Annotated in this window: 23 protein-coding genes; 13 read left to right on the top strand and 10 right to left on the bottom strand. The window is 70.2% G+C overall.

Features of this window, described 5'->3' with window-relative positions; translation table 11 throughout:
• The first annotated feature begins 9 nt into the window (after positions 1-9).
• Together ACZY1G_RS02795 and nhaA are read left to right on the top strand one after the other, a co-directional pair.
• Entirely contained in the window at positions 10-1,116 is a 1,107-nt protein-coding gene (locus tag ACZY1G_RS02795) for a glycoside hydrolase family 76 protein (RefSeq protein WP_463813509.1), read from the top strand.
• Entirely contained in the window at positions 1,113-2,957 is a 1,845-nt protein-coding gene (gene nhaA / locus ACZY1G_RS02800) for a Na+/H+ antiporter NhaA (protein WP_463813510.1), read from the top strand. Before ACZY1G_RS02795 ends, nhaA begins: the two co-directional genes overlap by 4 nt.
• Here nhaA and ACZY1G_RS02805 read toward each other — a convergent pair.
• Positions 2,932-4,356, bottom strand: a complete 1,425-nt coding sequence (locus ACZY1G_RS02805) for an MFS transporter (RefSeq protein ID WP_463821547.1) — start codon at positions 4,354-4,356, stop codon at positions 2,932-2,934. The genes nhaA and ACZY1G_RS02805 overlap by 26 nt on opposite strands.
• A 49-nt stretch (positions 4,357-4,405) precedes the next feature.
• Here ACZY1G_RS02805 and ACZY1G_RS02810 point away from each other — a divergent pair, with 49 nt between their 5' ends.
• Positions 4,406-5,014 carry a TetR/AcrR family transcriptional regulator gene (locus ACZY1G_RS02810; RefSeq protein ID WP_463813512.1) on the top strand — a complete coding sequence of 203 codons (609 nt, stop codon included), beginning with the start codon at positions 4,406-4,408 and terminating at the stop codon, positions 5,012-5,014.
• On the opposite strand, the gene ACZY1G_RS02815 is transcribed toward ACZY1G_RS02810, so the two are convergent.
• Positions 5,011-5,685 (bottom strand): DedA family protein, encoded by a 675-nt coding sequence (locus ACZY1G_RS02815; RefSeq protein ID WP_463814821.1) that lies wholly within the window; start codon positions 5,683-5,685, stop codon positions 5,011-5,013. The genes ACZY1G_RS02810 and ACZY1G_RS02815 overlap by 4 nt on opposite strands.
• A gap of 57 nt (positions 5,686-5,742) precedes the next feature.
• Here ACZY1G_RS02815 and ACZY1G_RS02820 point away from each other — a divergent pair, with 57 nt between their 5' ends.
• A complete protein-coding gene (locus tag ACZY1G_RS02820) occupies positions 5,743-6,756 on the top strand; it encodes an alcohol dehydrogenase catalytic domain-containing protein (protein ID WP_463821548.1) in 1,014 nt (337 codons plus the stop codon).
• A gap of 51 nt (positions 6,757-6,807) precedes the next feature.
• On the top strand, positions 6,808-7,845 hold the full coding sequence (gene fbaA / locus ACZY1G_RS02825; protein WP_463821549.1) for a class II fructose-bisphosphate aldolase: 1,038 nt from the start codon (positions 6,808-6,810) through the stop codon (positions 7,843-7,845).
• Between the two features lie 32 nt (positions 7,846-7,877).
• Here fbaA and ACZY1G_RS02830 read toward each other — a convergent pair whose 3' ends face one another.
• Positions 7,878-8,624 (bottom strand): Rv0361 family membrane protein, encoded by a 747-nt coding sequence (locus ACZY1G_RS02830; protein ID WP_463813515.1) that lies wholly within the window; start codon positions 8,622-8,624, stop codon positions 7,878-7,880.
• Positions 8,625-8,711: 87 nt separating this feature from the next.
• On the opposite strand from ACZY1G_RS02830, the gene ACZY1G_RS02835 reads away from it, so the two are divergent.
• Positions 8,712-9,128: a DUF3151 domain-containing protein gene (locus ACZY1G_RS02835; RefSeq protein WP_463813516.1), complete on the top strand. Its 417-nt coding sequence runs from the start codon at positions 8,712-8,714 to the stop codon at positions 9,126-9,128.
• On the opposite strand, the gene ACZY1G_RS02840 is transcribed toward ACZY1G_RS02835, so the two are convergent.
• From ACZY1G_RS02840 to ACZY1G_RS02855, 4 genes are read right to left on the bottom strand one after another with little or no spacing between them, the layout of a single operon-like run.
• A complete protein-coding gene (locus ACZY1G_RS02840) occupies positions 9,125-10,693 on the bottom strand; it encodes an FUSC family protein (protein WP_463821550.1) in 1,569 nt (522 codons plus the stop codon). The genes ACZY1G_RS02835 and ACZY1G_RS02840 overlap by 4 nt on opposite strands.
• Positions 10,672-11,571, bottom strand: coding sequence for a cation diffusion facilitator family transporter (locus tag ACZY1G_RS02845; protein WP_463821551.1), 900 nt, complete (start codon positions 11,569-11,571; stop codon positions 10,672-10,674). Before ACZY1G_RS02845 ends, ACZY1G_RS02840 begins: the two co-directional genes overlap by 22 nt.
• 42 nt (positions 11,572-11,613) lie before the next feature.
• Complete coding sequence (locus ACZY1G_RS02850; RefSeq protein ID WP_463821552.1) at positions 11,614-12,405, bottom strand: site-2 protease family protein; 792 nt, start codon at positions 12,403-12,405, stop codon at positions 11,614-11,616.
• Positions 12,406-12,414: 9 nt separating this feature from the next.
• Entirely contained in the window at positions 12,415-12,963 is a 549-nt protein-coding gene (locus ACZY1G_RS02855) for a hypothetical protein (RefSeq protein ID WP_463813520.1), read from the bottom strand.
• A 114-nt stretch (positions 12,964-13,077) separates the two neighbouring features.
• On the opposite strand from ACZY1G_RS02855, the gene ACZY1G_RS02860 reads away from it, so the two are divergent.
• The 4 genes from ACZY1G_RS02860 to ACZY1G_RS02875 are packed head-to-tail and all read left to right on the top strand — an operon-like array spanning position 13,078 to position 16,727.
• Positions 13,078-14,367: an adenylosuccinate synthase gene (locus ACZY1G_RS02860; RefSeq protein WP_463813521.1), complete on the top strand. Its 1,290-nt coding sequence runs from the start codon at positions 13,078-13,080 to the stop codon at positions 14,365-14,367.
• Positions 14,364-14,972 (top strand): PaaI family thioesterase, encoded by a 609-nt coding sequence (locus tag ACZY1G_RS02865; RefSeq protein ID WP_463813522.1) that lies wholly within the window; start codon positions 14,364-14,366, stop codon positions 14,970-14,972. The genes ACZY1G_RS02860 and ACZY1G_RS02865 overlap by 4 nt, the downstream gene beginning before the upstream one ends.
• Before the next feature lie 19 nt (positions 14,973-14,991).
• Complete coding sequence (locus tag ACZY1G_RS02870; RefSeq protein ID WP_463813523.1) at positions 14,992-16,086, top strand: GGDEF domain-containing protein; 1,095 nt, start codon at positions 14,992-14,994, stop codon at positions 16,084-16,086.
• Positions 16,083-16,727 (top strand): hypothetical protein, encoded by a 645-nt coding sequence (locus tag ACZY1G_RS02875; RefSeq protein WP_463813524.1) that lies wholly within the window; start codon positions 16,083-16,085, stop codon positions 16,725-16,727. The genes ACZY1G_RS02870 and ACZY1G_RS02875 overlap by 4 nt, the downstream gene beginning before the upstream one ends.
• On the opposite strand, the gene ACZY1G_RS02880 is transcribed toward ACZY1G_RS02875, so the two are convergent.
• Genes ACZY1G_RS02880 through ACZY1G_RS02890 form a run of 3 tightly spaced genes read right to left on the bottom strand, consistent with a single transcriptional unit; the run spans position 16,657 to position 20,170 of the window.
• Positions 16,657-16,827 carry a 4Fe-4S domain-containing protein gene (locus ACZY1G_RS02880; protein ID WP_463814822.1) on the bottom strand — a complete coding sequence of 57 codons (171 nt, stop codon included), beginning with the start codon at positions 16,825-16,827 and terminating at the stop codon, positions 16,657-16,659. The two genes, ACZY1G_RS02875 and ACZY1G_RS02880, sit on opposite strands and share 71 nt — an antisense overlap.
• Before the next feature lie 50 nt (positions 16,828-16,877).
• Positions 16,878-18,104, bottom strand: a complete 1,227-nt coding sequence (locus ACZY1G_RS02885; protein ID WP_463821553.1) for a cytochrome P450 — start codon at positions 18,102-18,104, stop codon at positions 16,878-16,880.
• A gap of 29 nt (positions 18,105-18,133) precedes the next feature.
• Positions 18,134-20,170 (bottom strand): MMPL family transporter, encoded by a 2,037-nt coding sequence (locus ACZY1G_RS02890; RefSeq protein ID WP_463821554.1) that lies wholly within the window; start codon positions 20,168-20,170, stop codon positions 18,134-18,136.
• A 60-nt stretch (positions 20,171-20,230) separates the two neighbouring features.
• On the opposite strand from ACZY1G_RS02890, the gene ACZY1G_RS02895 reads away from it, so the two are divergent.
• Genes ACZY1G_RS02895 through ACZY1G_RS02905 form a run of 3 tightly spaced genes read left to right on the top strand, consistent with a single transcriptional unit; the run spans position 20,231 to position 22,299 of the window.
• On the top strand, positions 20,231-20,713 hold the full coding sequence (locus ACZY1G_RS02895; protein WP_463821555.1) for a MarR family winged helix-turn-helix transcriptional regulator: 483 nt from the start codon (positions 20,231-20,233) through the stop codon (positions 20,711-20,713).
• Between the two features lie 24 nt (positions 20,714-20,737).
• The gene (purT, locus tag ACZY1G_RS02900) at positions 20,738-21,862 is read left to right on the top strand and encodes a formate-dependent phosphoribosylglycinamide formyltransferase (RefSeq protein WP_463813528.1); all 1,125 of its coding nucleotides are present in this window, start codon (positions 20,738-20,740) and stop codon (positions 21,860-21,862) included.
• Positions 21,859-22,299 (top strand): Rv0361 family membrane protein, encoded by a 441-nt coding sequence (locus ACZY1G_RS02905; RefSeq protein WP_463821556.1) that lies wholly within the window; start codon positions 21,859-21,861, stop codon positions 22,297-22,299. Before purT ends, ACZY1G_RS02905 begins: the two co-directional genes overlap by 4 nt.
• The last annotated feature ends 7 nt before the right edge of the window (positions 22,300-22,306 follow it).

Consider the following 22,306-nt stretch of genomic DNA (forward strand, 5'->3'; position numbering starts at 1 on the left):
GATCGACACATGGATCAGATGTGGGCCAACCGCGCGGCGAGCGCCGAGGCCGCGATCACCCAGCGCCACCTCCGCAAGCTCTGGGGGCTGCCCGGCACTCAGCTCGGCGTCGTGGCCTGGCCGGCGACGGGCGGGCAGCGCCGCTTCGGCACGTGGCACTACTGGTGGCAGGCCCACCTGATCGACAACCTCGTCGACGCGCAGGTCCGCGACCCGCAGCCCGAGCGGCTGCTCCGCATTACCCGCCAGATCCGCAGCCACCGGCTGCGGAACATCGGCCGCTGGACCAACGACTACTACGACGACATGGCCTGGCTGGCGCTGGCGCTCGAGCGCGCCGGCCGGCTCGCGGAGGTGGCCCGGCCCAGGGCCCTGGACACGCTGGCCGACCAATTCGTGACCGCATGGGTGCCCGAGGACGGCGGCGGCATCCCGTGGCGCAAACAGGACCAGTTCTTCAACGCCCCTGCCAACGGCCCGGCGGGGATCTTCCTGGCCCGCTTCGAGGACCGGCTGCGCCGCGCCCAGCAGATGGCCGACTGGATCGACGAGACGCTGATCGACCCCGAGACGCACCTGGTCTTCGACGGCATCAAGGGCGGCTCGATGGTGCGCGCCCAGTACACCTACTGCCAGGGCGTCGTGTTGGGCCTGGAGACCGAGCTCGCCGCCCGAACCCAGGACCCGCGGCACGCCGAACGCGTGCACCGCCTGGTCGCCGCGGTGTCCGACCACATGGCGCCCGACGGCGTGCTCAAGGCCGCGGGCGGCGGCGACGGCGGGCTGTTCCACGGCGTCCTCGCGCGCTACCTGGCGTTGGTGGCGACTGATCTGCCCGGCGAGTCACCCGAGGACGAGGCGGCCCGCGCCACCGCCCGATCGCTGGTGCTGTCCTCGGCAGAAGCTGCCTGGGGCAACCGGGCCACGGTCGAGGATCTGCCGCTGTTCAGCGCGTTCTGGGAGCGCGAGGCGCAGCTACCGACGGCCACATCGGCTGACGCGCAGTTCGTCGCCGGCGCGGTGAACTCCTCGGAGATCCCGGAGCGCGATCTCTCGGTGCAGCTGGCAGGGTGGATGCTGATGGAAGCCGCCCACGCCGTCGCCAGTCAGCCGTGACCGAACCGGCCACCCAGCCGCGCGGATTCCCGCTGCGGCCCTCCCGACTGAGTCGCGGCAGCGCGACGAACCGGACTACCGACAACACCGCTGCTGCTCTTCTGCTGATCGCGACCGTCATCGCGATCCTGTGGGCGAACTCGCCGTGGGCCGAGGCCTACTCGGCGCTGCTGCACACCGATGTCGGGCTGACTGTCGGCTCGTTCCATGCCGAGATGTCGGTGCAGCACCTGGTCAACGACGCGCTGATGACGTTCTTCTTCTTCATCGTCGGCCTCGAGGTGACGCGGGAGTTCACCATCGGCGAGCTGACGGACCGGTCCCGCGCCGCGGTCCCCGTCGTCGCCGCGATTGCCGGGCTCGTGCTGCCCGCCGTCGTGTTCCTGGCGCTCAACCCATCGGGGGAGAACGCCCAGGCGTGGGGCGTGGTCATCTCGACCGACACCGCGTTCCTCGTCGGGGCGCTGGCGATCATCAAGCCGGTGTTCCCCGCCCGGGTGCGGCTGTTCCTGCTGACGTTGGCCGTGGTGGACGACGTGGGCGCGCTCGGGGTGATCGCGCTGTTCTACTCCGACGAGATCCAGTGGGTGCCGCTGCTGGTGGCCGCGTTACTGCTGGCCGCGCTGGCCGCCGTCCGCTACCTGCCGAAAGCGCACGGGCCCGCCTACGCGGTGCTCGGTCTCGCGCTGTGGATCGCGCTCTACATGGGCGGTGTGCATCCCACCCTGGCCGGCGTGGCCGTCGCGCTGCTGATCCCCGTGTTCACCCCGGAGCGTCAGCCGGTCGAGCGTGCCGTCGAGCAGATCCGCGCGTTCCGGCAGTCCCCGAATTCGCGCTACGCCCGCGCTGCGAGCCGCTCCCTGCAGGAGTCGATCTCGATCAACGAGCGGCTCCAGACTGCGGTCGGGCCGGTGGTGTCGTTCGGGATTCTGCCGCTGTTCGCTCTGGTCAACGCCGGCGTGAAACTCGACGCGGCAAGCGTGGGTGCCGCGCTGCGCTCACCGCTGACGTGGGGCATCGTGGCCGGCCTGGTGATCGGCAAGTTCATCGGCATCACCGGGGCGACGTGGTTCATGCGCCGGACCGGGCTGGGCGTGCTCGCGCCGGGGCTGACGCTGCGCCGCGTGATGGGTGGGGCGGCCCTGTCGGGCATAGGCTTCACGATCTCGCTGTTCATCGTCGACATCGCGATCGAGGACCCGGGCCGCCAGGACCAGGCCCGCATCGGTGTGCTGGCGGCGTCGGTGCTGGCGTTCGTGTTCGGCTGGGCGATCTTCCGGATTACCGACTGGCTGAGCCCGCCCGAACCCGTCGGCCTGCATCTACTGCGCCCGGTCGATCCTGACCGGGACCACGTGCGCGGCCGGCCCGACGCGCCGCTGACGCTGGTCGAGTACGGCGACTTCGAGTGTCCGTTCTGCAGCCGCGCGACCGGCGCGATCGACGAGGTCCGCAAGCACTTCGGCGACGAGCTGCTCTACGTGTGGCGACACTTCCCGCTGGAGCGGGCGCATCCCCGAGCGTTCGACGCGGCACGCGCGAGTGAGGCGGCGGCGCTGCAGGGCCGGTTCTGGGAGATGTCGCGGCAGCTGTTCGCCCATCAGGACGACCTCGACTGGGCCGACATCTACCGCTACGCCGTCGCTGCGGGCTGCGACATCGAGCGGTTCGACCACGACGTGCGGCTGCACTCGTCGAAAGTGCTGCACCGGGTGACCGACGACGCCGAGGATGCCGAGGCGATGGACCTGAACGCAACGCCGACGCTGTTCGTCAACGGGGTCCGGCACAGGGGACCGTGGGACGCGGCAAGCCTCATCCGCGCGCTCGAGCAGCGCTGATCCCGAACGCGACCAACGCCGCGGCAATTGCGGTTAGCACGAGCCCCGCGACCGTGACCGAATCCCGGAACTCCGTCGTCTGGGCCGCGGTCCAGTGCGCGGCCGTGATCGTGCCGGTGAACATCGCGGCCAGGATCGTCCCGCTGACGGCGATACCGACGCCGGACGTCACCTCACTGGAGGTGTCCACCAGGGCCGTCCCGATCGTCGTCCGATTCTCGGGGAGCCCGCGCAACACATTGAGCGCGGCGACAACCCCGACCACCCGCAGGCCCGCTGCGACGAGCACGAGTGCGACGGCGACCCACGGATAGCCGAACCTGCCCAGCACGGCGTAGACCGCAAGCCCGACGACGACGGCCGACGCGCTGAGCCACGCGGCGCGTTCCGGCCCGACCCTCTTCACGAACGGGTTGACGACGAAGCTGCCCGCGATGAGCACCGCGACCTGCGGCAGCATCCCGATCGCGGCGAGCGCCGGGGGCCACCCCCAGTCGAGCTGGAGCTGCAACGTGACCAGGTAACCGAGGCCCGCGACCGCCAGACCCGCCGCAGCTTTGAACGCCAGTCCACTCGACACCAGTGGGTGCGCCACGAGCTGTAACGAGATCAGCGGGAACCGCGCGGTTCGCTCCCTGACAACGAATGCCACGCACGCGGCCAGGGCCAGTGCCGCGGCCGTCCACGGCAGCCACACGCCGGGACCGTCCTCGACGAACAGCGTCGGTGCGACGAGCGCGCACGCGATCGCGGCCGTGCCCAGAACGCCGCCCGCGACGTCCACCGGATCGCGATGCAGATCCTCGAGGCGGTCCGCGGCGATGCCGAAGCGCACGCCGGCGATCGCGAGCAGCGCGATCGGCACATTGACGAGCAGCAGCACCTGCCAGGGCGCGACCTCGACGACGAAGCCGCCTACCGTCGGGCCGACCGCGAGACCGACCAGGCCCACGGTCGAGATCAACGTGATCGCACGAAGACGAAGGGAGTCGTCGTCGAACAGCCGGAAGGCCAGCGCCATCGACCCCGGTGTCGTCATCGCCGCTGCGACGCCGGTCAGCACGCGCACGGCGATGAGCTGTTCGGCCGTCGTCACGAACGCCGTCGCCAGGCTCGCGATAGCGAGCAGGATGAGGCCGAGCAGCATGACGCGTCGCCGTCCGACACGGTCGGCGACGGCCCCGAACGCCAGCATCAGCGCGCCGAACGCGACGGCGTACGCGCCCGTCACCCACTGCAGTGCAGTGGTCGACGCGTGCAGGTCCCGGCCGATCGTGGGCAGCGCGACGTTGAGGATCGAGTTGTCGAGCATCTCGAAGAGGAACACGGCCGACAGGCCCAGGAGTGCAGGCCACGCCTGCGTGAGTGAGCGAGGAGAGACAATGCTCGAAGCGGTCATGTCACTAAGTTAAGTGACTAAATTTAGTGAGTCAATAGGATGAGGTGGGATGCCCAGAACATCGGAGCGCGGCGGGCCGCTGACTCGACGGAAGATCTCGGATGTCGCGACCCGGATGTTCCTCGATCGCGGTTTCGACGAGGTGACGGTCGCGCAGGTCGCCAAAGAGGCCGGCGTCTCGAGCGTCACGGTGTTCAAGCACTTCCCGCGCAAGGAGGATCTGCTGTTCGACCGCGTCGACGACGCCGTCGAGATCCTGCGTGAGGCAGTTCAGGACCGGGCGGCCGGCAGCACCGTCCTGGCGTCTCTGCGCGATGCGGCGTTCCGTCTTCTCGACGAACGGCACGCACTGTCCGGCGTCAAGGTCGGATCGATCCCGTTCTATCGGACGGTCGCCGGGTCCCCGGTGTTGATCGCCCGCCTGCGGGAAATCGCTGCCGAGCTCGTGCAGGCGCTGCGTGACGCACTAAAGGCCGACCCGGAGTTCACCGGTGATGCGGAACTGTTCGCCGCCCTCGTCATCGCCGGATACTCCACGGTCTTGACCGCCACCGCGCAGCGGGTCACCGAGGAAGGGTCACCGGATCCCGTGGTCGAGGACCATCGCCACCGACTCGGCCGGCTCTTCGAAGCGCTGCAGAACGGGCTCGCCGGTTAGGCCTGCTCTTCGGCGTCCATCGGCGGCGTCGGGATGCCGGCCGCCTTGGCGGCCTTGCGCCGCTTGTACCACTCCCAGAGCATCGGGGTGATGGACGCGACCGCGATCAGGATGAAGATCGGTTCCAGCAGCTTCTGCACCACCTCGAACTGACCCAGGCCGTAGCCCATCAGCACCAGTCCAACGCCCCACACCACGGCGCCCAGGACGTTGAACGCGGTGAACAGGCCGTAGTTCATCTTCGCCGCGCCCGCGGTGATCGGCGCCAGCGTGCGCACGATCGGGACGAACCGGGCGATAACGATCGCGAACGGTCCGCGCTGCTCGAAGAACAGGTGCGCCTCGTCGAGGTAGCGCTGCTTGAGCACCCGCGAGTTGGGCTTGAACATCGCGGTGCCCAGACTGCGGCCTATCCAGTAGCCCACCTGGCCGCCGAGGATGGCCGCGAGGGGAATGAACACCAGCAGCTGCCAGAGATGGAAGTTCGCGTCGACCGTCGCGGCTTCGGCTGCCGTGCCCGCCGCCAGCATGCCCGCCACGAACAGCAGGGTGTCGCCCGGCAGGATCGGGAACAGCACCCCGGATTCGACGAAGACGACGACCAGGATGCCGATCAGCGCCCAGGTGCCGAAGTAGCCGATGAGCTTGATCGGGTCCAGAAAGTCGGGCATCAGCGCGAGATTGTCGACGACCACGGCCACAAGGGTACCGGCGGCTTAGGCTGAGCCATGCCCACGCACAAGGCCGTCCACGTTCCCGAAGCCAACGCCGCGCTGACCGTCGTCGACGTAGACACGCCGTCGCCGTCGGCGGGCCACGTCCGGCTCGACGTCGCGGCCTGCGGCGTCTGCGGCACCGACCGCGAGTTCCACGCCGGGCACTTCCCGGGCCTGCAGTGGCCGCTGACGCTGGGCCACGAGATCGCCGGCTCGATCGCCGAGGTCGGCGACGGGGTCGAGGACTTCGCCGTCGGTGACCGGGTCGCCGTCGGTTGGTTCGGCGGCAACTGCAACCGCTGTATCCCGTGTCGGCAGGGCCACTTCATGCAGTGCGTACGCATGGAGGTGCCGAGCTGGCACTACCCGGGCGGCTACGCCGAATCGGTGACCGTGCCGGCCACCGCGCTGGCCCGCATCCCGGACGGATTGTCGTTCGTCGAGGCGGCGCCAATGGGCTGCGCGGGGGTGACGACGTTCAACGGGTTGCGGCAGACGCGCGCGAAGGCTGGCGACGTCGTCGCGATCCTCGGCGTCGGCGGCCTCGGCCACCTCGGCGTGCAGTTCGCCCGCGCGATGGGCTTCGAGACGGTCGCGATCGCCCGCGGCACCGGGAAGGCCGAGGAGGCCACCCAGCTCGGCGCGCACCATTACATCGACTCGACCGCCCAGGACGTCGCGGCCGAACTCCAGAAGCTGGGCGGGGCCGCGGTGGTCCTCGCGACCGCGAACAACGCCGAGGCGATGGCGGCGACAGTGGGTGGCCTGCGGCCCGAAGGCGAGCTGGTCGCCGTCGGCGTCACGCCTGAGAACCTGCCGATCAGCCCGCTCGACCTGATCAACTCCGGGCTCTCGGTCAGCGGCCACCCGTCCGGCACCTCCCGCGACGTCGAGGAGACCCTGCACTTCGCCGTGCTCAGCGGCGTGCGGGCGATGATCCAGGAGCGGCCGTTGGCCGAGGCCGCCGACGCGTTCCAGATGATGGATACGGGCAAGGCCCGCTATCGCATGGTTCTGACCGTGTGAGCTTTCACCGCACCTGAGATACTCCAACCACCCAAGCCGAGAGGAACAGTCATGCCCATCGCCACGCCCGAGGTCTACGCCGAGATGCTCGGCCGGGCCAAGGAGCACTCCTTCGCATTCCCCGCGATCAACTGCGTCGGGTCGGAGAGCATCAACGCCGCGATCAAGGGCTTCGCCGACGCCGGGTCCGACGGCATCATCCAGTTCTCGACCGGTGGTACGGAGTTCGCCTCTGGGCTCGGGGTGAAGGACATGGTCACCGGCGCGGTCGCGCTGGCCGAGTTCGCCCACGTCATCGCCGCCAAGTACGACATCACCGTCGCGCTGCACACCGACCACTGCCCCAAGGACAAGCTCGACGGGCTGGTCCGGCCGCTGCTCGCGATCTCCGCCGAGAGGGTCGCCAAGGGGCAGAACCCGCTGTTCCAGTCGCATATGTGGGACGGCTCCGCGGTGCCGATCGACGAGAACCTGTCGATCGCGCAGGAACTGCTCAAGCAGGCCGCCGCCGCGAAGATCATCCTGGAGATCGAGATCGGCGTGGTCGGCGGCGAGGAGGACGGCGTCGAGGCCGAGATCAACGAGAAGCTCTACACCTCCCCCGAGGATTTCGAGAAGACCATCGAAGCGCTCGGCGCCGGTGAGCACGGCAAGTACCTGCTGGCCGCGACGTTCGGCAACGTGCACGGCGTCTACAAGCCGGGCAACGTCGTCCTCAAGCCGGAGGTGCTGGCAGAAGGTCAGAAGGTCGCGGCCGCCAAACTCGGACTGCCCGAGGGCTCCAAGCCGTTCGACTTCGTGTTCCACGGCGGGTCGGGCTCGCTGAAGTCCGAGATCGAGGACTCGTTGAAGTACGGCGTGGTGAAGATGAACGTCGACACCGACACCCAGTACGCGTTCACCCGGCCGATCGTCGGGCACATGTTCAGCAACTACGACGGTGTGCTGAAGGTGGATGGCGAGGTCGGCAACAAGAAGGTCTACGACCCGCGGAGCTACTTCAAGAAGGCCGAGGCGTCGATGAGTGAGCGCGTGGTCGAGGCCTGCAACGACCTGCACAGCGCGGGCCGCAGCGTCACCGCCGGCTGAACGAAGAGAAGCCGGCAATCAGATACCGCCGGCTAGCTACTGGGAGCCTGGCAGATCTTCCACTGCTCGTCGGTGAACTCCAGGTCGAAGCTGCGCGTGGAGCGGGTCTGCGGCGCGTAGGCCATGAACGTGGTCACGTTGGCCTCGGCGTGGTCGCCGTTGACGACGACCTGGTCGACGCTGGCGACGACGGGGTACTGCTTGGCTGCGGCGACACGGGCGTGGGTCTGCTCCCACGCCTTGTCGTTGTAGGCGACGTAGCTGTCGCGGGTGCTGCCGCAGGTGATGCTGCGCAGCGCCGCCAGGTCGCCGTTCTGCACCGCGACGTCGAAATCGGAGATGGTGGCCCGGACCTTGTCCTCCTGCGAGGCGGCAGGCGACGACCCGCGGGTGAGCAGGATGGTGCCCAGGATCGCGACGGCCGCGAGCGCGGCGATCACCAGCACGATCGCGATGACCCAACCCCAGCTGCGCTTCTTGGCGGGCGGCTTGGGGGCGTCGTCGCGGGCCGGAATCTTCTGTGGCGCAACGTTTTGCGCGGTGAAGGCCTCGGTCTCGGCGGTGCCACCCGTGCCGAAGACCTCGGTGGCCGGCTCCTGCGGCCTGTTGATGATCTGCGTTGACCCGGCGTCGAATCCCGACGGTGCAGTGAAGCGTCGCTCTCCTGCCGCGGGGTCCTGCTGCTCGTCGGGATCGGCCGGCGCGAACACCTCGGTGGCGGGCTCGTCCTGCGGGTGGGTGGGATCGTCCGGCTGATCCGGGCCAGTGGGGTTCGACATCGGTGCTGCGGTCCTCCTGACGGCTACGGGCGAAGCTTATCCATCCGCGGTGACGGTCCGGTAACCCCGCACGGCACAATGGGGGCCATGACTCGGATGGGCGATCTCCTCGGACCGGAACCTGTACTGCTGCCCGGCGATCCTGAGGCCGAAGCCGAGCTGGACGCCGCGGAGAACCCGGCGATCGTCGCCGCCGCCCACCCGTCGGCGTCAGTGGCATGGGCCGCGCTGGCCGAGGATGCGCTCGACAACGACCAGGCGGTGACCGCCTACGCCTATGCGCGCACCGGCTATCACCGCGGCCTGGATCAGTTGCGCCGCAACGGCTGGAAGGGTTTCGGCCCGGTGCCCTACGCCCACGAACCCAACCGCGGCTTCCTGCGCTGCGTGGCGGCTCTGGCCCGCGCGGCCGACGCGATCGGTGAGGAGCCGGAGTACCAGCGTTGCCTGGACCTGCTCGACGACTGCGATCCGGCCGCGCGCGCAGAGCTCGGGCTGGCTTAGGCCCACAGCGCGGCGATCGTCTCCGACGACGCCCGCTCGACGGCCTGCACCTCGGGTCGCAGGCGGGCGGCGGTCTCCCGCTGATCCCGCGGCCCGGCCTGCGCGGCGTCGAGGACATCGAGCATGTCCAGCGTGATCCGCTGAAGGTCGCGCCGCGCGGTGCGCGCCTCCAGGCTGGCGGCGTCGCCCGCGGCGACGAAACTCTCGGCGATCGTCAACGCTTCCCGGGTGGCTGCCAGCGCGTCCGGCAGCCGGCGTATCTCCTGCCTACGGGCGAGAGCCAGATAGACCGCCAGGCCGATGGCGCAGCCGATCAACGTGTCGACACCACGGGCCAGCAGCAGGTGTCCGACCTGCCCCGGCTCCAGTGGGTGGCTCGCCGTTCCGATGGTCAGTGCGGTGGCGGTGATGAACACCGAGGCCAGCAGGTAGTTACTGGCAACGAGCATCTCGATCGCGAAGTTGAGTAGGGCCAGCACCGCGGCCAGCAGCCAGCCCTGCGGGTGGATCACGATGATGGCCGCGGCCAGTGCGAGGCCGATCCACGTGCCGACCAGTCGTTCGGCGCCGCGGCGCAGCGCATGCCACAGGGGCGCGCCCTGGTGCAGGATCAGTACCGCCGCGGCCATCGCCCAGTAGGCCCGGTCGACGCCGAGGCCCACGGCGGCGAAGCCGGCCAGCGGCACCCCGATCGCCACTCGGACCATCACCCGGCGCGTCTGCGAGCCGGTGCGCAGCGCCGACCGCAGCAGGTGCTGCGGGGGTGCCGGCGCGGGCGGGCGTTGCGCGGGGTCGCGATGCGCGACGGCGTCCGGATCGGCCTCGAGGCGTCCGACGGCGCGTGCCAGGTCAGCGGTGTCGGGGTCCGCGCGGGCGAACAGCACGTGCACCGCGTGGTTCGCCGCGCGTAGCCGGTGGAGTTGGGAGCTCACCGACGCGGTCGGCTGCTGCTCGATCAGCGTCGTCCACGCCTGGTGCAGCGCGTGCGCCGCGCGATGGCGGGCGGTCTCCTCGTCCGGCCCGCCGATGGCGTCGAGGTAGTCGGCGACGCGATCAGCCGCCGTCTGCACCACGGACCGTTCCGGGCGCCGGAACCCCGTCACCGCGCCGAGCATCTGGACCGTCCAGGCCACCGCGCCGCCCGCCAGCACGAGAGCCCCGATCTGCCAGGGGCTCAGCCGGGACGCCGAGACGCCGATCCCCGCGGCGCAGGCGACGACGAACACGTAGGCGCCCGGCGGCCCCACCTTCAGCGCGCTGCACATCCACACCGCGACGACCGCGACGGCGGAGACGGTCAGCACTCCGGCCCACGCGACATCGGCAGCCCAGGAGCCGGCGGCGACCGCGATGGCCAGCGCGATCGCCACCAGGGCGAGTTGCAGGGCGCGGCTCAGGTAGGGGCGGCCGACACCGAAGCGCGAGGTGAAGGCGCCGAGGGTGGCGATCAGGCCGGCGCCGAGATTGCCTGCGGCCACGCCCAGGAGGACGGGGATGGCGGTGCTGACCGCAGCGCGCAGCGCGACGGGCAGCCGTGGCGGGGCTACCGGTTCTGGCTTTCGCACTCGCAGTCGGCGGCCGAATCCGGCGGCTCGACCTGCACCGTCGCATGGTCGAGCCCGCGCGCCGTCAGCACTGCCCGCGCGTCGTCGAGGACCCGGGCGGAGTCGCGCCCGCTGGTCAGGTGCGCGGTCACCATGTCCTTGCCGGGCACCAGCGTCCACACGTGCAGGTCGTGCACCTCGGTGACGCCTTCCACCGCACACAGCGCGGAGCGCAGTTCGTCGACGTCGATGTGGCTGGGCGAGGACTCCGACAGGATGCGCAGCGCGGCACGGGCCAGCGCGATCGCCCGGGGCAGCACCCACAGCGCGACCAGGACCGCGACGACGACGTCGGCGTAGGGCCACCGCGTGGTGACGGTGACGATGCCGGCGATCAGGACTCCGATGCTCCCGACGGTGTCGGCGACGACCTCCATGTAGGCGCCCTTGACCGCGAGGCTGTTCTCCGACTGGGAGCGCAGCAGCAGCACCACGGCCGCGTTGGCGAGCAGGCCGGCCAGCGCGACGACGATCATCGGCACGCCGGGCACGTCAGGCGCACCCCCGAGCCGCTCGAACGCCTCGTAGAGGATGAACCCTGCGACGCCGATCAGCAGTGCGGCGTTGGCGACCGCGGTGAACACCTCGGCGCGGTGCCAGCCGTAGGTCCGGGACGGGGAGGTGCTGCCGCGGTTGGCCAGGAGCACCGCGGTCAGCCCCATGAACATCGCGACCAGGTCGGTCAGCATGTGCCCGGCGTCAGCGAGCAGTGCGATGGAGTTGATGGCGAGCGCGGTGCCCAGTTCGATCGCGAAGAACACGGTCAGGATCGCTGCGGCGATCACCATTCGGGAGACGCGGGCGTCTTTCCCATGGCTATGGTCATGTCCCGCGCCCATGCCGGCGAATATATGCGTACTAACGCATATATGGCAAGGCTGCTACTGCCAGGCCGACCAGAATCGCGTCAGTTCGCCCCCGACGGCCGACAGATACGCAGGCACCCCGGACAGCTCGAACAGGGCGGAGACCCCCGAGAAGAACCACTGGTTCACACCCGGCGCGAACAGCAGGAGTACCAGCAGCAGAAAGCCCCACTGCTTCGCAGGCGCCACTGCGCGCTGCGTCTGCGGGCTGAGGTGCGGCTCGAGTGCGCCGTAGCCGTCGAGCCCCGGAATCGGCAGGATGTTCAGCAGGAACGCGGTGATCTGCAGGAAGCCCAGGAACGCGACCCCGGCCCAGAACACCGAGTGGCCCGGTTCGTAGAACAGCCGGGTCGCCGTCAGCAGCAGCACCGCGCACACCACGTTCGCCGCCGGGCCGGCGAGGCTGATCAGCGTTCGCTGCCACTTGCCCATCCAGCCGGTCTGCAGATAGACCGCCCCGCCGGGCAGCCCGATCCCGCCGAGCGCGATGAACAGCACCGGCAGCCCGAGTGACAGCAGCGGGTGGGAGTACTTGAGCGGGTTCAGCGTCAGGTAACCGCGCGCCTCGACGTCGCGGTCGCCGAATCGCCAGGCGGAGTACGCGTGCCCGAACTCGTGCAGACAGAGCGACACGAGCCAGCCGAAGATCACGAAGACGAACACCCCGAGGTAGGCCATCGGGCCCACCTGGTCGGCCGAGAGCCACGTCGCCACGCCGCCGCCGGCCGTGGCGGCGATCAGGACCAGGAACAGGGGGCTCGGCCGCACCGACTGGCGCAGCGGGCCCCCGCCTCTGGTGACGCTCACGCACCCACGCTACCTGCGGCCTACGCGCAACCAGCCCTGCGTGTGGCGGTAGAACGTGGAGCGCCGCACCGGCCGCGCCCCGGCGACGCCGTCGCGCAGTACCAGCGCGCCGGTGGTGCCCAGCTGCGCAGCCCGCCCGACCACCCAACGCCGCGGCCGCCGCCGGCCGGTCAGCACCGCGGCGCGCAACCCGGGCAGCTGTCCGATCGGCTCGACGCGAACCCCCGCCACCTCGCCGTCGAACAGCACGGTGTCGTCGACGACGGCCTCACCATGCAGGGTCCGCTGTCCCTCGGTCGGTCGCCACAGCGCCGAGCCGACGACGACCGCGCCGGTCTCGTCCCTGATCAGCGGTACCCGAGTGGCGGGCGCGTGCAGCGACCGGCGAGCGCCGAGCGCGCGGCGAATGTGGGCGACCTCGACGTCGAGACGGTCAGCGCGCAGCAGTGCCTTCAGCGCGGCGGCCAGATCGGCGTCGGAGCCGACCACGACCACGCGACGCCAGGCCCCGATTCCGTCCAGATCGGTGCGCGGAAGGTGGCGCAGCGGACGCGGCACCCGGGCACCGCCGAGGTTGCACACCGCGACAGACGGGTGCGCAGCGCGCGATCGGATAAGGTAGCTCACCGGCTGCACACACTATGCACAGCATTCGAGCGGGAGAGGCGCGGCATGCCGGCAATCGTCCTCATCGGCGCCCAGTGGGGCGACGAGGGCAAAGGTAAGGCCACCGACCTGCTCGGTGGGCGGGTTCAGTGGGTGGTGCGCTACCAGGGCGGCAACAACGCCGGCCACACGGTGGTGCTTCCGACGGGGGAGAACTTCGCCCTGCACCTCATTCCGTCGGGCATTCTGACGCCCGGCGTGACCAACGTGATCGGCAACGGCGTCGTCGTCGACCCGGGTGTCCTGCTGACGGAGCTACGTGGCCTCGAGGAACGCGGTGTGGACACCGGGCGGCTGCTCCTGTCGGCCGACGCGCACCTGCTGATGCCCTATCACGTGGCGATCGACAAGGTCGTCGAGAGATACGCGGGCAGCAAGAAGATCGGCACCACCGGCCGCGGCATCGGCCCCTGTTACCAGGACAAGATCGCGCGGCAGGGTATCCGGGTCGCCGACGTCCTCGACCCGGGCCTGCTGGCCGAAAAGATCGAGGGCGCACTGGAATTCAAGAACCAGGTGCTGGTCAAGATCTACAACCGCAAGGCGCTCGACGCGGGCGAGGTGGTCGACAACCTGCTGGCCCAAGCCGAGGGCTTCCGGCATCGCATCGCCGACACCCGACTGCTGCTCAACACCGCACTCGACCAGGGTGAGACGGTGCTGCTCGAGGGGTCGCAGGGCACGCTGCTCGACGTCGACCACGGCACGTATCCCTTTGTCACGTCGTCGAATCCGACGTCCGGCGGGGCGGCCGTCGGCTCCGGGATCGGGCCCACCCGCATCACGACGGTGCTGGGCATCCTCAAGGCGTACACGACGCGGGTGGGGTCTGGTCCGTTCCCGACCGAGCTGTTCGACGAGTACGGCGAGTACCTGGCCAAGACCGGCGGCGAGATCGGTGTCACGACCGGCCGGCGGCGCCGCTGCGGCTGGTTCGACGCCGTCATCGCCCGGTACGCGACCCGCGTCAACGGCATCACCGACTACTTCCTGACCAAGCTCGACGTGCTCTCCAGCCTGCAGACAGTGCCGATCTGCGTGGGCTACACCGTCGACGGCAAGCGGACCGACGAGATGCCGATGACCCAGAGCGACATCGCCCGCGCCGAACCGATCTACGAGGAACTGCCCGGGTGGTGGGAGGACATCTCCGGTGCGCGCGAGTTCGACGACCTGCCCGCCAAGGCGCGTGACTACGTGCTGCGTCTGGAGGATCTCGCCGGGGCCCACGTGTCGTGCATCGGTGTCGGACCGGGCCGGGACCAGACCATCGTGCGCCGCGACGTGCTGGCGTGACCGACGGCACCCGGGGCGGGTTTCCTGATCTCCAGCCGATCACCCCGCCGCCCGGGTTCGCCCGGTTCCTGGCGGCCATGCGCCGCGCCCAGGACCTCGCGGTGTCGGCCGATCCGGGCGACGCGACGTGGGACGACGCGGCCGATCAGGTGGAGCGGCTGGTCGAGCTCCTGACCCCGTTCGAGGCCGCCGAGGGGGTGGGGCCCGCGAGCCGGGCGCCGTCGCTGCCGGGCATGGGGAGCTTGCTGATGCCTCCCTTTCGGGTCACCGAGTTCACTGACGCAGGCGTTGAACTGCAGGTAGAGTTCAGTCGGTTCTCGGTGGGCGGGAACCGTGCCGTCCACGGTGGAGTGTTGCCGTTGCTGTTCGACAGCATCTTCGGAATGGTGATCCATGCGACTGGACGCCCGATCAGCCGGACCGCGTTCCTGCACGTGGACTACCGCAACGTGACGCCGATCGACACGGTGCTGACCGCCAGGGGCTGGCTGCGCGAAGCGCAGGATCGCAAGGCGTTCGTCAACGCCGAGTTGCGCGGCCCGGACGGCACCCTGCTCGCCGAGGCGAACGGACTGATGATCCGGCTGCTTCCCGGACAGCCGTAGCGGCGTCTTCAGGGGGGCGATGGACAAGGGTTTACGCGAGTACCTGCTGATCTGGTGGCAGCAGCCATCTGACTTCGAGTGGACGAAGCGGCATCTGCGCTCGCGCGGACTTCTCAAGCTCCACGCGGTGTTCATCGGCTCGTTCTCGTTTCTCTACGGGCTGACCGCGCTGCTGACGGTGATGTGGTCGGCGCATGACGGTGGTGCGGTGTCGGGTCGCCCGCTCGTGCTCGCGGTGGCGTTCAGTTCCGCGATACTCGGCGTGCTCTGGATGTTCGCCCCGTTCCCGTCGGCGCTGCAGTCGGCGTTGTTCGCCGTCTACGCCGACCTCGCTGTGCTGGCGGTGATCGCGTGCTATCAGGATGCGTTCACCGCGATGCCCGGCTTGGCGCTGCTCGCGGCGAACGGGATCTACGTCGTGATCGTGCACGGCCCGCGCGCGTTGGCCGTGCATCTGGCGTTCACCGTCGCGGCGTTCGCGCTTCTCTACGTGATGGCTCTGGCGCAGGACACGCAGGCCACCAGCGTCATCACGATCCGCCTGCTGGTGTTGCTGCCCGTCGTGGTCGGCGTTCCGGTGATCGTGCAGTCGTATCTGCTCGCGCTGCGAATGGGTGCCGTCGATTCGTTGCAGGATCCGCTGACCCGGTTGTTGAACCGGCGGGGGCTCGAGGAGGACGTGGCCGATCTGCTGCCGCCCGGCGGCGCGCATCTGGGGGTGCTCGCTGTCGACATCGACAAATTCAAGGCGATCAACGACGGCCACGGCCATGACGTGGGAGATCAGGTTCTGGTCTCGGTGGCCAACGCGCTGCGCGACGCCGCTGCGCCCGCCGAGGTGCCGTCGCTGATCGCCCGCACCGGCGGTGAGGAGTTCGCGGTGGTGCTCGCGGCCCCGCCGGCGGCGGTGCGCTCGGTCGCCGCGCGTTTACACGACGCGGTGGCCCGCTGCGGGGCCACCGTGGTGCCGACGGTCAGCGTCGGGGTCGCGACGGCGTGGACCTCCGACCGGGAGGCCCCCTCTACGGTGCGCACGCTGCTCGAACTGGCCGACGGCGCGATGTACCGCGCGAAGAGCGTGGGCGGCAACCAGACCGTGGTTGTCGGCGCATGACGGAGCCCGCGGCACGCCAACTGCGCAGCCTCACCACTCCGCGTGCCGCGGCGCTGGCCGGAGTGGTGTTCGCGGTGCTGTTCGCGGCCGTGCTCGTGGCGCTGCGGCTGCCGGAGCCGGCGACCACTACTCGACTGCGCATCTCGATCGTGCTGACGCCGTTCGCGGGCATCGCGTTCCTGTGGTTCATCGGTGTGGTTCGCGACAGCCTGGGCCGGCTCGAGGACCGGTTCTTCACCACGGTGTTCCTCGGCAGCGGCCTGCTGTTCCTGGCGATGGTGTTCGCGGGGACCGCGGTCGAGGCGGGTCTGTTGGCCGGCAGGGCGGCCGGTATCGAGGCCGACCCCGAGGTGGTCGCGTTCGCCCACGGACTGCTGCTCGCGCTGACCAACACCTATGCGCTGCGGATGGCGGCGGTCTTCATGATGTCGCTGGCCACCATCTGGTTGCGGACGGGCCTGATGCCGCGATGGCTGGTGGTCACGACCTATCTGGTCGCGCTCAGCGTGCTCGTCGCCGGTGACGTCAGCCCGTGGATGACGTTGACGTTCCCGGCCTGGGTGCTGGTGGTCAGCCTGCTGATGTTGCGTCGCCCGCCGAGTCGTCCTGCAGCGTCAACGCCGCCGCCGGACAGAGGTTGACGGCCTGACGTGCCCGGTCTTCGGCGTCGCCACTCACCGCGTCGGTGAGCACGACGACCACGCCGTCGTCGTCCTGGTCGAACACGTCGGCGGCCACCATCACGCAGTTGCCGGCCTGGATGCAGATCTTGCGGTCGGCGCTGACCCGGCTCACCACCGCACCGCCAGCGATGCGACGCCGTAGATGAAGTGGAAGGACCGGAACGCGATGTCGTCGATGTCGTCGGCGAGCGTCAGCGTCGGGAAGCGGCGCAGCAGCGCCGGGAACGCGATCTGCATCTCCATCCGCGCCAGCGGCGCACCCAGGCAGTGGTGCACGCCGTGGCCGAAGGCCAGGTGACCCGGTGCGCCCCGGCTGATGTCGAGTGTCTCCGGCGCGGAGATGACGTGGGGATCGCGGTTGGCCGCCGGCAGCGAGGCGAACACCAGCCGCCCGGCCGGGATGTGCACCCCGGCGAGCTCGACGTCGGTGGTGGTGATGCGGGGGATCGAGCTGTGCACGATCGACAGGTAGCGCAGCAGCTCCTCGATGGCCGGGCCCACCGCCGCGGCATCGTCGCGCACCGCCGCCATCTGCTCGGGGTGGCGGAGCAGCGCCAGCGTGCCGAGCGCCAGCATGTTCGACGTGGTCTCGTGCCCGGCGAGCAGCAGCAGCCCCGCGATGCCGATCAGCTCGTCGTCGGTGAGCTCGGCGCCGTGCTCGCGCACCAGCATGCCGAGGATGTCCTCGCCCGGCGCCACACGGGCCCGGTCGACGAGCGAACCCATGTAGGCGCGGCCCTCCTGCTGCAATTGCAGGCGTTCGGGGATCGGAATGGACAGGTCGAGCTGGCGGGCGCTGCGGCGCTGGAAGTCGTCGCGGTCGGCGTAGGGAACGCCGAGCAGCTCGCAGATCACCAGCGAGGGCACGGGCAGCGTGACGTGCTCGACGAGGTCGGCCGGGGAGCCGGCGGCCTCGAGGGCGTCGAGCTGGGCGTCGACGATCTCGACGATGCGGGGCGCCAACCGCTGGATCCGCCGGATCGTGAACTCCGGGGTGAGCATGCGTCGAAGTCGTTGGTGCTCAGGGGGATCGAGGCCCAGCAGGTTGCCGGCGCGGTTGCGCGCGGCATCCTCCTCGTCGATCGGGGGAGCGCCGGCGACGACGAATCCGGGCGGCCTGCCGTTGGAGAACCGCGCGTGATCGCTGAGCACGGTCTTGACGTCCTCGTGGCGGGTCACCAGGAACACCTGCATGCCAAAGGCATTGGTGACGCTGGCGACGCCGACGCTGTCACGGATCTGGGCCAGCATCGGCGTCGGATCGAGGCCGTCGCGGCGCATGTGCAGCGGTGGCAGCCCGGCGTCCGGTTCAGTGCGGGTATCGGCCTGACTCATGTCTCGACGCTACGCGCCGCAGTGTGCAGCTACCGTCCCGAGCGCAGGGCCGGCCACCAGATCTTCGGGCCGATGAGCGTGAACAGCGCGGGGATCACGACGGTCCGCACGACGAACGTGTCCAGCAAAATGCCCAACCCGACGATGATGCCGACCTGTGTCAGCGCGATCAGCGGCAGCACACCCAGCACGCAGAACACCGCGGCCAACACGATGCCCGCGCTGGTGATCACCGCTCCGGTTGCCGAGACGGCCCGGACGATCCCGTCGCGGGTGCCGTGCTCCGGCGTCTCCTCGCGTGCCCGGGTGACCAGGAAGATCGTGTAGTCCACGCCGAGGGCGACGAGGAACAGCAGCGCGAACAGCGGCACGGTGTTGTCCAGTGCGGGGAACCCGAACACGTGCACGCTGGCCCAGCCGCCGAGGCCGAGCGCGGCCAGGGCACTGAGCACGGTGACCGCGACCAGGATCAGCGGCGCCAGTGCGGAGCGCAGCAGCACGAACAGCACCAGCAGCACGACTGCGAGGATCGCGGGCACCACGAGGGTGCGGTCGCGGCCGGCGGCCCCCGCCGCGTCCCTGGCCTTGGCGTCGGAGCCACCGACCAGGCTGTCGGCGTCGGCGCCGTGCACCGCGGTCCGCAGCGCGTCGATCGTGTCGAACGCCTCGTCGGAGGCGGGTTCGGCGGCTAGCACCACCGACCACTGCGTCAGGCCCTGCGGTGAGGTGCCGGCCGGGTTGACGGAGACGACGCCCGGGGTGGCGGTGATCGCCTGCTGGACCTGGGCGGCGCGGTCGGTCGAGGCGATGACGAGCGTGGGATCGGTGACGCCGCTGGGGAAGTGCTCCGACAGGGTGTCGAAACCGCTCACCGATTCGGCCTGCACGCGGAACTGTTCGGTCTGCGACAACCCGATCGGCGTGCTCAGCAGGCCGGTGCACAGCAGCCCCAGCACGCCGATCGCGACGACGGAGACCACGGCGGGCTTGCGCGCCACCCCATCGGCGACGCGGTGCCAGGCGCCGCCCTCGGTCAGCGCCGTCGCCCCCACGCGGGGAATGAAGGGCCAGAACAGCTTCCGGCCGAAGAGGTCGAGGAACGGCGGCAACACCAGCAGTACGAACACCGCGGCGACGACGAGGCCGGACGCGGCCTGGACCCCGAGGCTGCGGGTGCTCGGGGAGGAGGCGAGCAGCAGGGTCAGCAGCGCCAGCACCACGGTCGCGTTGCTCGCGATGATCGCCGGCCCCGCCCTGCGCACGGCGGTGGCGAGCGCGGTGTGGTGAGAGTCGTTGCCGGATCGGGGGCGGCCCAGCTCTTCCCGATAGCGCGAGATGAGCAGCAGCGCGTAGTTGGTGCCCGCGCCGAACACGAGCACGCTGGTGATGCCGCCCGTCGAGCCGTCCGGCGACATGCCGAGCCCTTCGGCGACGGCCGTGCCCACCACGCCGCCGACCCGGTCGGCGAACGCGATCACCAGCAGCGGTACCAGCCACAGCACCGGCGAGCGATAGGTGACGATCAGCAGCAGGGCCACCACCGCCGCGGTGACGGCGAGCAGGGTGACGTTGGCACCGGAGAACGAATCGGCGATGTCGGCGCCGAACGCGGGGCCGCCGGTGACCTGGGCGCGCAGCTGCGGGTCCAGACCGTCGGTGGCCGCGCTGCGGAGCTTCGTGACCTCGTCGCCGAGCGCGAATCCGGACAGGTCGGCCGGTAGCGGGACGACGGCGATCGCGGCCTGACCGTCCTCGGAGACCTGAAGGGGTGGCCCGCCGGGGCCGGCGTCGGCCGTGGCCAGCATGCGCTGACGCGCCGCGTCGGCGGCCGCCTGGTCTGCCGGGCTGAGCGCGGAGCCGTCGGCGCGGGTCAGGACCATCAGCGCAGGCGCCTGATCGCCGCCGGGGAAGTCGGCGCGGAGCTGGTCGGCGCGCGTCGACTCGGCGCTGGCGGGTACGGGTACCGGCGACTGCTCGGCGGAGGAGCCGCCGCTCAACAGCCCGAGGGAGGCGCCGGACACGACGATGATCATCAGTGCGATCACCCACGACAGTCGTCTGCTCATGCCGGTCAATATTTCAGATACTTAACCGTTAATCAAGTGAACAACCTGTACGATGTCGGCATGGCTGACGACGACCGCGCAGCGCTGGAAGAGCTCATCGCCGCCGACGTACGTGCGCTCACTGCGCAGTCCGACCAGATCGGCCATGCCTTCGCCGCCCGTCACGGGCTGTCGGACAACGACTTCCGGGCCCTGCTGCATGTGCTGGTGGCCGAGACCACGGGCGAGCCGCTGGCCGCCGGCGGGTTGCGTGCCCGGATGGGGGTGTCCGGCGCGGCGATCACCTATCTGGTCGAGCGGATGATCGCCTCCGGTCATGTGCTGCGCGAGCCCGATCCCGATGACCGGCGCAAGGTCAAACTGCGGGTGGCCGAGCACGGCATGGACGTGGCCCGCGACTTCTTCACCCCCCTGGCCCACCACCTCAGCAGCGCGCTGGCCGACGTGCCCGACGCTGATCTGCGGGCCGCTCACCGGGTGTTCGGCGCCATCGTCGAGGCGATGAGCGGGTTTCACTCCGATCTGGGCGTCACGTCCGACTGAGGGTTCTGGCAGGCTGGATGCTCGATGAGTGAGACGACTGCGGCCGAGATGACATCGGTGCTGCTCCTGCGGGGTGGCGAACACACGCACGACCTGGCGCTGGCCTTCGAGCGGCTGGGCGCGCGGGTGACGGTGTCCGACGACATGGCCGCGATGACGGATGCGGACGCGTTGACCGCGCTGATCGACGCAACCCAGCCCCGAGTCGTCGTCGCCGACGCCGACGGGGTGGCCACCGACGCGCTGCTCGCCGCTGCCGACCGCGAGGACGTCGAGGTGGTGCCGACGCCGCGCGCGCTGCGGCTGTCGGTGGACGGGGAAGCGCTGCGCCGGCTGGCCGCTGACGAGCTCGGGTTGCCCACGGCGCCGTTCTGGTTCGCCGGCTCGGTGGCCGAATTGACCGCGGTCGCCCAGCACGCGGGGTTCCCGCTGCTGGTCAAGCCGGTGACCGCCGCGCCCGGCGAAGGGGAGTCTGTCGTGCTGCGGCCCGACGACATCGAGCCGGCGTGGCGCAGCGCGGTGGCCGGCGGCCGGCTGAGCCTGCAGCGGGTGCTGGCCGAGACCGTGGTCGAGATCGACGTCGCCGTGACGCTGCTGACCGTGCGCACCACCGGCCCGTCGGGGCCGGTGGTCAGCTTCTGCGAACCCATCGGCCACCACCGGGAGTCTGCCGAGACACTGGAATCCTGGCAGCCGCAGCATCTTTCGGCTGCCGCGCTGGACGCGGCGAAGTCGATCGCGGCGCGGATCGTCAACTCCCTTGGCGGGCGCGGCGTGTTCGCGGTCGAGCTGCTGGTGCGCGGCGACGAGGTGTACTTCAGCGATGTCGCACCCCGGCCGCAGGACAGCGCACTGGTGACGTTGCGCTCGCAGCGCCTGTCCGCCGTCGAGCTGCATGCCCGGGCGATCCTGGGGCTCCCGGTCGACACGATCATGATCTCGCCGGCGGCGATGGAGGTCTCCTCAGACGGGTACGACGCCGCCGACACCCCGTGGCGCGCGGCACTGGGCGCAGCGCTCGAGGTCGCGGAGAGCGACGTGCGATTGTTCTCGTCGCAGCGCTGGCTGGCCACCGCCACCGCGCCGGATCCGATCGTCGCCCGTGATCGCGCCCGCCGCGTCGCGTCGGCGCTGCGCAGGCTGACGTGACCGAGCCCGACGAGTCCACCGGCACGTCGGCGGCGCCGTTCCTGGGTGCGCTGGCCATCATTGTCGCCATCGTGATCACAATCTGGTTGTTCACGCTGTTCTCCGGCGGCGAGCTCACCGACGAGCAGCTCATCGGGCGCGCTGCGGCCGGCCAGAACGACGCGCTGCAGCGAGACGACTACACGGATTTCCGCAGCTTCACGTGCGCCGCGCAGGTGGGTACCGAGGCGGACATCCTTGCCAGGCAACGTGATTCGAAGGCCAAGCAAGGTGAGCGATTCCTCGACGGGGTGACGACCGTCAAGGTCGACGGGGACCGGGCCACGGCATCGGTCACCTATCACTTCGCCAACGCGCCGGACGCCAAGCAGACCTCGGACATCGCGTTCGCACGGGAGGACGGGACGTGGAAGGTCTGTTCGACCGGCCCCAGCTAGCTGTGCG

This window comes from Mycobacterium sp. IDUB_5 (assembly GCF_055419565.1).

Excerpts from the sequence above, each read along its gene's own strand:
- ACZY1G_RS02795 (WP_463813509.1), top strand. The coding sequence starts at position 10 with ATGGATCAGATGTGGGCCAACCGCGCGGCGAGCGCCGAGGCCGCGATC.
- ACZY1G_RS02805 (WP_463821547.1), bottom strand. The coding sequence starts at position 4,356 with ATGACCGCTTCGAGCATTGTCTCTCCTCGCTCACTCACGCAGGCGTGG.
- ACZY1G_RS02810 (WP_463813512.1), top strand. The coding sequence starts at position 4,406 with ATGCCCAGAACATCGGAGCGCGGCGGGCCGCTGACTCGACGGAAGATC.
- ACZY1G_RS02815 (WP_463814821.1), bottom strand. The coding sequence starts at position 5,685 with ATGCCCGACTTTCTGGACCCGATCAAGCTCATCGGCTACTTCGGCACC.
- ACZY1G_RS02820 (WP_463821548.1), top strand. The coding sequence starts at position 5,743 with ATGCCCACGCACAAGGCCGTCCACGTTCCCGAAGCCAACGCCGCGCTG.
- fbaA (WP_463821549.1), top strand. The coding sequence starts at position 6,808 with ATGCCCATCGCCACGCCCGAGGTCTACGCCGAGATGCTCGGCCGGGCC.
- ACZY1G_RS02830 (WP_463813515.1), bottom strand. The coding sequence starts at position 8,624 with ATGTCGAACCCCACTGGCCCGGATCAGCCGGACGATCCCACCCACCCG.
- ACZY1G_RS02835 (WP_463813516.1), top strand. The coding sequence starts at position 8,712 with ATGACTCGGATGGGCGATCTCCTCGGACCGGAACCTGTACTGCTGCCC.
- ACZY1G_RS02845 (WP_463821551.1), bottom strand. The coding sequence starts at position 11,571 with ATGGGCGCGGGACATGACCATAGCCATGGGAAAGACGCCCGCGTCTCC.
- ACZY1G_RS02860 (WP_463813521.1), top strand. The coding sequence starts at position 13,078 with ATGCCGGCAATCGTCCTCATCGGCGCCCAGTGGGGCGACGAGGGCAAA.
- ACZY1G_RS02870 (WP_463813523.1), top strand. The coding sequence starts at position 14,992 with ATGGACAAGGGTTTACGCGAGTACCTGCTGATCTGGTGGCAGCAGCCA.
- ACZY1G_RS02875 (WP_463813524.1), top strand. The coding sequence starts at position 16,083 with ATGACGGAGCCCGCGGCACGCCAACTGCGCAGCCTCACCACTCCGCGT.
- ACZY1G_RS02880 (WP_463814822.1), bottom strand. The coding sequence starts at position 16,827 with ATGGTGGCCGCCGACGTGTTCGACCAGGACGACGACGGCGTGGTCGTC.
- ACZY1G_RS02885 (WP_463821553.1), bottom strand. The coding sequence starts at position 18,104 with ATGAGTCAGGCCGATACCCGCACTGAACCGGACGCCGGGCTGCCACCG.
- ACZY1G_RS02890 (WP_463821554.1), bottom strand. The coding sequence starts at position 20,170 with ATGAGCAGACGACTGTCGTGGGTGATCGCACTGATGATCATCGTCGTG.
- ACZY1G_RS02895 (WP_463821555.1), top strand. The coding sequence starts at position 20,231 with ATGGCTGACGACGACCGCGCAGCGCTGGAAGAGCTCATCGCCGCCGAC.
- purT (WP_463813528.1), top strand. The coding sequence starts at position 20,738 with ATGAGTGAGACGACTGCGGCCGAGATGACATCGGTGCTGCTCCTGCGG.